At 38.5% G+C, this 7527-nt stretch carries 8 protein-coding genes and 3 pseudogenes; all 11 read right to left on the bottom strand.

The features are described 5' to 3' along the window. Positions 1-1641 (bottom strand): phage tail tape measure protein (locus HET73_RS04740; protein WP_174134109.1); only part of this gene is annotated, 1641 nt, incomplete at its 3' end. Between the two features lie 176 nt (positions 1642-1817). Further along, complete coding sequence (gene ltrA / locus HET73_RS04745; protein ID WP_174134105.1) at positions 1818-3119, bottom strand: group II intron reverse transcriptase/maturase; 1302 nt, start codon at positions 3117-3119, stop codon at positions 1818-1820. Next, positions 3104-3400, bottom strand: coding sequence for a hypothetical protein (locus HET73_RS04750; protein ID WP_174134106.1), 297 nt, complete (start codon positions 3398-3400; stop codon positions 3104-3106). The genes ltrA and HET73_RS04750 overlap by 16 nt, the downstream gene beginning before the upstream one ends. Beyond that, entirely contained in the window at positions 3390-3620 is a 231-nt protein-coding gene (locus HET73_RS04755; protein WP_174133479.1) for a hypothetical protein, read from the bottom strand. Before HET73_RS04755 ends, HET73_RS04750 begins: the two co-directional genes overlap by 11 nt. A gap of 109 nt (positions 3621-3729) precedes the next feature. Beyond that, a complete protein-coding gene (locus tag HET73_RS04760; RefSeq protein ID WP_174134107.1) occupies positions 3730-3987 on the bottom strand; it encodes a phage tail assembly protein in 258 nt (85 codons plus the stop codon). A gap of 26 nt (positions 3988-4013) precedes the next feature. Next, on the bottom strand, positions 4014-4145 hold the full coding sequence (locus HET73_RS09680; protein ID WP_369333899.1) for a phage major tail tube protein: 132 nt from the start codon (positions 4143-4145) through the stop codon (positions 4014-4016). Between the two features lie 113 nt (positions 4146-4258). Further along, a pseudogene (locus tag HET73_RS09480) lies at positions 4259-4514 on the bottom strand (phage major tail tube protein); the annotation flags it as partial. A 35-nt stretch (positions 4515-4549) separates the two neighbouring features. After that, positions 4550-5670, bottom strand: a pseudogene (locus HET73_RS04775) (phage tail sheath subtilisin-like domain-containing protein). A gap of 78 nt (positions 5671-5748) precedes the next feature. Further along, positions 5749-6219 carry a hypothetical protein gene (locus tag HET73_RS04780; RefSeq protein ID WP_343033088.1) on the bottom strand — a complete coding sequence of 157 codons (471 nt, stop codon included), beginning with the start codon at positions 6217-6219 and terminating at the stop codon, positions 5749-5751. Positions 6220-6558: 339 nt separating this feature from the next. Continuing rightward, positions 6559-6804, bottom strand: coding sequence for a hypothetical protein (locus tag HET73_RS04785; protein ID WP_174134108.1), 246 nt, complete (start codon positions 6802-6804; stop codon positions 6559-6561). Between the two features lie 26 nt (positions 6805-6830). Beyond that, positions 6831-7527: pseudogene (locus HET73_RS04790) on the bottom strand (hypothetical protein); the annotation flags it as partial.

The following is a 7527-nucleotide window of genomic DNA, read 5'->3' on the forward strand; positions in this document are numbered from 1 at the left end:
CACGAATGATATTAGTGCAGGCTTCAGTACTCCATGCAAAATAACTGAGAAAGCGAGCATTCCACCTCTAATTAAATTCCATGCATAACCACCACTTACTATTAGAACTTTAAGACCTACTAGTGCTGTTATGACACTCATTATTCCCGTAGTAATAAATGGACACTTTTCTGCAAGCCAAGCTATGGGGTTGGTTATCTCTCTTAGAAGACTACTTACCCACTTTAAAGGAGGTAGCATTACTGAGCCTAAGTTCATTCCCACCTCTGCTATCGCATTCCTCAGTAGTCGTAAATTATTTGCTGTAGTTGCTGCACGGTTGTCAAACTCTTTCTGCATGGACTGTTTAAATTCTTCCTCATCAGCTAAATTCTTTATGGCCTCTTTATAATTCTTTAAGCTTCCGACTAGCAATGCAATATCATCTTGATATTCCTGACCAAAGAGATCGAAAAGAATTTGTGAACGTTCCTGTTTACCTACTTTTTCCAGAGTTTCAAAAAAATAAATTAGTGCATCTTGGCCATTTCGGCTAATCCTTTGTGTCATCTCTTCTGCGGTTATTCCCATATTTTCCAACGCTGCTTTGAACTCTTTGCTCTGTCCCTCAGCGGTCTGGAGTCTACCAAGTAAAGCATTTATCGCAGTCGCTGCTTTCGATGGTTGTTTGCCTAGACTAATGAAGGCATTTACTAAACTACTTGCTTCCTTGATATCAAGACCAAACTGTTTTGCAGTACCACCAACTATAGCAAGCGCTTTAACCATATCTCCTGCCTTAGCAGCACTATTATCTGAGAGGTGATTGATAATATTGCCTACTCTTTCCATTTCTTTTACTTCAATTCCATAAACATTGGCAAGCTTAGCTATAGAATCACCTGCCTGTTCTGCAGACATATCAAACGCTGTAGCCATTTTAGATACTGTTTCTGTAAATGAAAGCAGTTTCTCTTTTTCAATACCAAGTTGCCCACCGCTTGCAGCTATTTGTGCTAACTCTGCAGCTGATAGTGGTATTGTACGGGACATTTCCTTTAATTTCTGGCCAAATTCTGTGGCTCCTTGGTTATGAGCTGCATCATCCTCAGCAAATCTCACTACCTTCTTAACATCAGCCATAGCAGATTCAAAGTCAATCGCAACTTTAATTGGAGCTGCAAGTGTTAGTGCAAGTCCAGCCGTTTCTAACATTTGCGATTTAAAGTACGCTTTTTTCCCCAAAAACATATCCCGTTTTTTGATGGCGGAGTTTAACTTACCATATTGACTTCTCAGCTTGCCTACAGAAGCACCAAGTTTATGCTGATCCCTTATCAAGGACTGAACATTTTTTCCACTTTTCTTTAATTCTTCACTAAATGTATGTAGAGCATCTCTCTTCTGTAAGTACGCTGTTTTGGCTCTTGCTGCTGATCCCTTAGCCTTATCAAACTCAGCTTTCAAGGTTTTGCTTGGCTTTTCTGTGCTCTTTATCTGTTTCGCCAAGGATGTTACTTGCTTTTCTAATTTGCTCCAGGATACCTTGGCTGTTAAAGCCCCATGCTTTAATTCCTTAAATTTTGATACTGATCCCATTGATGCATTAAGTTGCCTTATTGTACCTCCAAGACGGGAAAGTTGTGTGTTACTCCCTGTCATTGTACTAGTAAAGCTACCATCTAGTACGGCACCTATTTTTATTGATAATGATGTTTGGTAGAAGTCATAATCCTGTCTCCCTTGCTTGGGTTTTATTTTTATGACTCCCCCACAAGAACCGTGCTTGCAACTTTCTTGCACACGGCTCCACAATAATAGCGTTCACGATACACCCCCTATGTATATAACGAAAAACATATTTTTGGCTTTGGTAGTGGATTAACTTGTGTGTAATGCTCAAATTGTTCCCAATTCATGCTCTTTTTCTGGCTACGCCGGTTTATCCACTTAAACGTTAGCTTCTTTACCGCCTGCTCGAACTTACTGAGCCATTGATAATTTCCGCTAATCCCGAAGTAGTTATAGTGTCCTCTTAGTTTAGCTTTTAGTATCTGCCACCAGTCTTTAAGACAAGTATGATTACGAATCGTTTTTAACCATTCTTTGATTTCTTTGAGTTTCCTAGCTAGGCTCACTTTTGAGGTTTTATGCCCCATAATCAGCCTACCCTTACGACTCTTTGCACTGTAGTGCGTAAATCCTAGAAAATTGAAACTTTCCGTTTTCTTCTTTTCTCTCTTTGCTTGGTACCACTCCTTCTTGCCAAACTTTACTATCCTTGTTTTGTTTTCAGATACTTCCAAACCAAACTTAGCTAATCTTTGTTTCAGTGATTCTAGAAATTCTTTAGCATCTTCTTCTCCTTCACAGCACACCACAAGGTCATCTGCATACCTGACTAGCTCCATATATTCCTTAGATTTAGGTTTTACTTTCTTTTCAAACCATAGATCTAGTACATAGTGTAGATATATGTTAGCTAATACTGGGCTTACTATTCCTCCCTGAGGTGCTCCTTGTGTAGTTGCCTCATAATGTCCAGCTTCCATAACTCCAGCCTTAAGGAATTGCTTTACTAACCACAATAGATTTGGGTCAGATATTCGTTCCCTTAAACACCTCATTAGCCATTTATGCTGAATATTATCGTAGAACTTCTTTATGTCCACTTCCACAATGTAGTTTGTTGGCTTGTACATAACTGCTTTGTCTAATGCTTTAACCGCTTGGTGACAACTTCTACCAGGTCGAAACCCATATGACTGGTCTAGAAAATTTGCCTCATATATATTTTCCAATATTTTCTTTAGCACTATCTGTACCAGCTTATCCTCTGTCGATGGTATTCCGAGTCCGCGCTTTTCTTCGCTTCCTGCTTTTGGTATATATACCCTTCTCACCGGTCGCGGTTTATATTGCTTTCTCTTCATACTATCTACCAGAGTTCTAAGCTTCTCTTCGAGATTTTCTCCGTAGGCTTCCACTGTCACCTGGTCTATACCGCAAGCCTTATTGCGTTTTAGTTCTTTATAACATAAGGCGAGATTTTCTGCATTTATCAGATGAACTAGTGATGTAAATTTCACTCGTTTATCCCGCTTCGCTCTTATCGCTATCTGGTTTAGTTTTCTTTGCATATTCCTCCAACCTCTGTTGTATTGGTATTGCAATCCCTATTCCAGTTGCTATATTGCTGATCGCTTCCCCTTGTATGCGGCTTTCCCGCACTCTGAGTACTATCAATCAGTCCGACTTCCTTTGTATCTTTCGTCAGTCCTCGCCTTTGTTGACTTGTTCTCACGTACCTTAATAGGAATACAAAGGATCTCCCAAGTTCATTTAGAATCCATCTCAATACATGATACGGCCTACGATCCCGATGGAGTGAGTGATAACTTGCCTTGTCGTTATCCTTCATGCTGTCTTCCACTAAAATGTAAAATGTCGACCTCCATGATCTCGAGCATTTCGGGACTCAATACCTTCACTTTCGTTGCACCCTGTATTGTCCGTTCCATTAGCTTTGCTACGCTCGTTACCTTACGTAGCATAATGGTCTGTTCTAGGCTGTTGGCTAGACTTTGCCTAGGTTGGATTTTCACCAACTGTATTCTAAACGCTTCTCTTGGCGCACACATTTAAACTCCGCTGCTGCTTTCACCCACAAAATAAATTCGTCTATTTCCATTTTAAGAATATGCTCAATCCCGCCACCTACAACGGAACAGAGCATTATTACATTTTGTCTCAAGTTTTTTGTGTTACAGATGGAAAAAAATCTTTCAACGCCTCCTGTATTTTTATGTAGTCTGTAAAGTATAATTCCAAAATTGTTTCTTTTGTAACCAATGCTAGATTCGCTATTAACCCTACTTCTTTTTCAAAATCACTACTACCACCACGTTCCATTGCTAGGCAGTCCCTCACTTTTACTGGTCTAAAAGTTAATTCCGAAACCTCAATTCCTTCTACTGTTATTGGGTTATCAAGTTTTACTGTTTTCATGTGTTTCTCTCCTTAAAATAAAAAACTTAAATTCCTAGAATTGCTTGTAATTTAGCCATCTGATCAACTCCGTTAATCTTGCGAATCATATTCTCAGCGTCGATTTGCCGATTATGCCCAATATCACATTTGTGTGAGGTACATAATTTAAATACCAAATTTAGTTATCATACATTTTCTTTTTTAAGATATTTGTTATACGCACATACGCACATGATTCACACGCTAAAAAAAAACTTTTTTGGACTCAGGGGACCTTAAAAACAACGCCTTGTAATCCATCCCTTAGCGTCAGAGAAACCGAATTTCCATCAATCAAGCCAAATAACCTAAAAAAGCTCTGAATCATATTCTGCAAACGTAAAATCAGCTTCAAGTTTTTCCATTCCCATAACTATACTTACTGGGATGTCCATACCACCAGCACGATACTCTTCTGTTTTTATGGTAAGCTTTGGCAGCGTTATTTCGTCTATTTTTCCTGCATATCCATTACCATCTACAAATACGTTAAAATTCTTTAGGATTTTTTGGTAACATTTTTTCCCCTTTGTAAAATTAACTAACTTATGGGGCTGTTGTTGACCAAATGAGACATGAAGGTAATCTCTTCAGCTGGATAGGGTGGCGTAAACTCAAAGTCAAAACATACTTCCCCACTTGCAATGTTCGCCGGGGTATTGAGTTCCGGATTTGCATAACATCTTCCATCGGTAATCGCTCCTTGGGCTTTTAAATGAGCTAGATAAGAGTTCACACTCTCAATTACATCATCTATGTAAGTTTTGGTAATATTTCGATCAACTGCCCATAAATGAGCCGTTCTTCTTACTGATAGAAAAGCCCATCTTTCGTCGTTTGAACATGTCCTGTTTCCCCATAGTCTGTAGCCATTTTGATGAATTATCGTCGTTACCTCATTTTCATTTAAGTAATCTGCTCTACTACGTGTAACGCCTAGCGTAAAATCAATAGCTCTGCTTGTTCCAATAATACCTTTTATCTCTTTATTTGACGGTGATTACCAAAACCTTCTTCACTATCTACTTTCGCTATTAAACCGGCTACAAATGGACTCGGTGGCAACTCCCCTTCAAACACCTTTACCCAAGGATCAACTACATAAACTCTTGCGCTACTAACACTTTTTCTCCATTTTATTGCTTCTTCATCGTTGGTATTTGGTCCATCGGCGACCACTATCGCTCTTAATTTTTCTGCTATTACAATTAATCTTGCAACTACCGGATTCTGTATTATGATATTATTGCTAGAGGGGTTGGCAGGTAACTGATGAGAAAAGTAGGGGGCTATTAGTATTCTTGGGGCTACGTGTACTATACTTTCACTGCTTAAGAATGCTTGTATGCCCTCGTACTCTCCTGTTTCTTCATCAACTCCGCAAATTATATTTTTCAGCGTTTCTTCTTCTTTTAATTCTGAGTCACTTTCTTCAACTCGGATCACTACTACTGTTGCACCTATTTGGGAAAATATTCCATTTATCCCAGAAGGCAAAGTTCCTCTTTTTCCCAGTTTTGCTGCTTTTTTTAAGCTTCCTGCTATTAATACTGGTTTGTTTAGTGGAAATTTTTGCTTGTCAGCTTCAGGCGCAGTACATATTACTCCTAATACTGATGACTTAGCTGTTCGTACTGTCCTTGTCCCTGAGGTAACCTCTATAACATTTACTCCATGTAAAAATTGTTATGTCATTTTTTCCCCTGAATTTTGGAAAGCGGTAGAGAAAAGGTCTATTTTTTAACTTTCTAAAACCTTTTGCATTTTTTGCTTTAAATCGCTGAGTAAGGTCTGTAGTTCTTTTTCACTTTTGGCCTCATTAATTTCCCTTTCGGCTATGTCCACCAATTCTTCGCATTTAATTATTGCTTTTTTTTCTATTTTTACCTTTTCCTGGATTAACTCAGCCATTTGGACTTCTGAAATTCCCCGGACTTTTGCAAGCGGTTCTATAACTTTTAAATCTTCTTCAGCAAACGGAAGTCCAGATTTATTGAACGCTAAAATGCTCTCTGCGGCTCTCGCTTGTATCGAATACGATTTAGACTTCTGATGAGAATTTCCTGCGTATTGGTGAGTACAGTTATTAAAATAAAAACGCACACTATCAAGTGCAGCAAGTTTCGCATTTTCCAGTAATTCCAGATCAATATCTTCTTTATTCCTTTCAACAATTTCCCTCCTTCTGTTAGACGATAACTTCTTTGCCAATCAAAATTCTTCGGTGCTTCGTGCCAACCCTCTGGCTTATTTTCAAGCACTGTGGTTTCAACTTGTTTGTTGTTCTCAAATCGTATGTAAATGCTCACAATTTCTCTCCCTATTTCATTTCCAGATTTGATAGGTATATTCTAATCCTGGACACTGCCAAGCTTTCAGTGTTCTCTCCACATCTACCTCAAGTCCTGTGGTCAAAAAATCACTGCGAAAATTATATATTCCCCATTGCATGAATTGGACCCAATAGTCATGGGTGCCTTCATTGTAATAAGGTGTTGTATAAAATAATACTGCTACTGTCTGGAATAACAACACCTAGCATGGGTGCCTTCATTGTAATAAGGTGATGTATAAAATAATACTGCTACTGTCTGGAATACCGTCTGGAATAACAAAACTACCAGAATTAGAAAATCCACTGTTTAAACTTCCATAATTATAAATATTTTTCCAGCTAACCGCTGAAATTTGTTCCTTACTACTATTGGTGTTATTAGGTGTTCCCACAAATGCTCCTGCTCCTTCATATCCCGAGCTCCAGTAGGATGTACCAACAAAGTTCAATGTTCTTGTCATATTATTTGTCGTGTTCTTTACAAATATCACTCCCAATAATGCATATGGATATTGATACGTATTTGAGCTATACATGGTGGTTTATAGAACCCAACATAACCTGTATCATAGCTATGCGCACCTGTTAACAGGCAAAGCATATTATTGGTATATGACGTATCACTATACCACTTGCCAAGCTCAGTTGTAAAATTGCCACTTCCCCAAGAATAGTCATTACTCCTACTCACAACACCGAACAAAAATGGCAACGATCCGGGTTCAACCATATTACGCTTTCTTATCTCTTTCATAATTGATGAACCATTCGGCACATCATTAACAGTACGAAAGTTATCTACTAAACCTTTAAGATCACCTTTATGATCCCTACCAACACTATTTATTGTTGCAACATTGGCATCCTTTCTGCTATCAAGCAACGATATATGTGAATCCGACGAGGTTTTTAAAGCTTCTAAAGATTCTAAAGATTTCAAAGAACTTGTTTTTGCCGTTGTTATTGCAGATAGTGAACTTGTTTTACTAGTATTTAGATCACTTAAATGTTTTGTTGCACTATCCAACAGCTCTTTTAGCTTTACATCAGTCATCTGCACAATATCTAGTACTGTACTTTGCCCGGCAATAGACTCTAAAGATTTAGCAAGATATGCCAGTTGATCAGGTGTGGCATCTACAGATAGATCTTTTAGCCTCTGATGCAATGCATAAACTACTTCC

It is taken from the genome of Wolbachia endosymbiont of Atemnus politus (assembly GCF_013309895.1).

What these genes read in the sequence shown, in the direction of transcription:
- HET73_RS04755 (WP_174133479.1), bottom strand. Translation starts at nt 3,620, where the DNA reads ATGTGTGCGCCAAGAGAAGCGTTTAGAATACAGTTGGTGAAAATCCAA.
- HET73_RS04785 (WP_174134108.1), bottom strand. Translation starts at nt 6,804, where the DNA reads ATGACAAGAACATTGAACTTTGTTGGTACATCCTACTGGAGCTCGGGA.
- HET73_RS04760 (WP_174134107.1), bottom strand. Translation starts at nt 3,987, where the DNA reads ATGAAAACAGTAAAACTTGATAACCCAATAACAGTAGAAGGAATTGAG.
- HET73_RS04750 (WP_174134106.1), bottom strand. Translation starts at nt 3,400, where the DNA reads ATGAAGGATAACGACAAGGCAAGTTATCACTCACTCCATCGGGATCGT.
- ltrA (WP_174134105.1), bottom strand. Translation starts at nt 3,119, where the DNA reads ATGCAAAGAAAACTAAACCAGATAGCGATAAGAGCGAAGCGGGATAAA.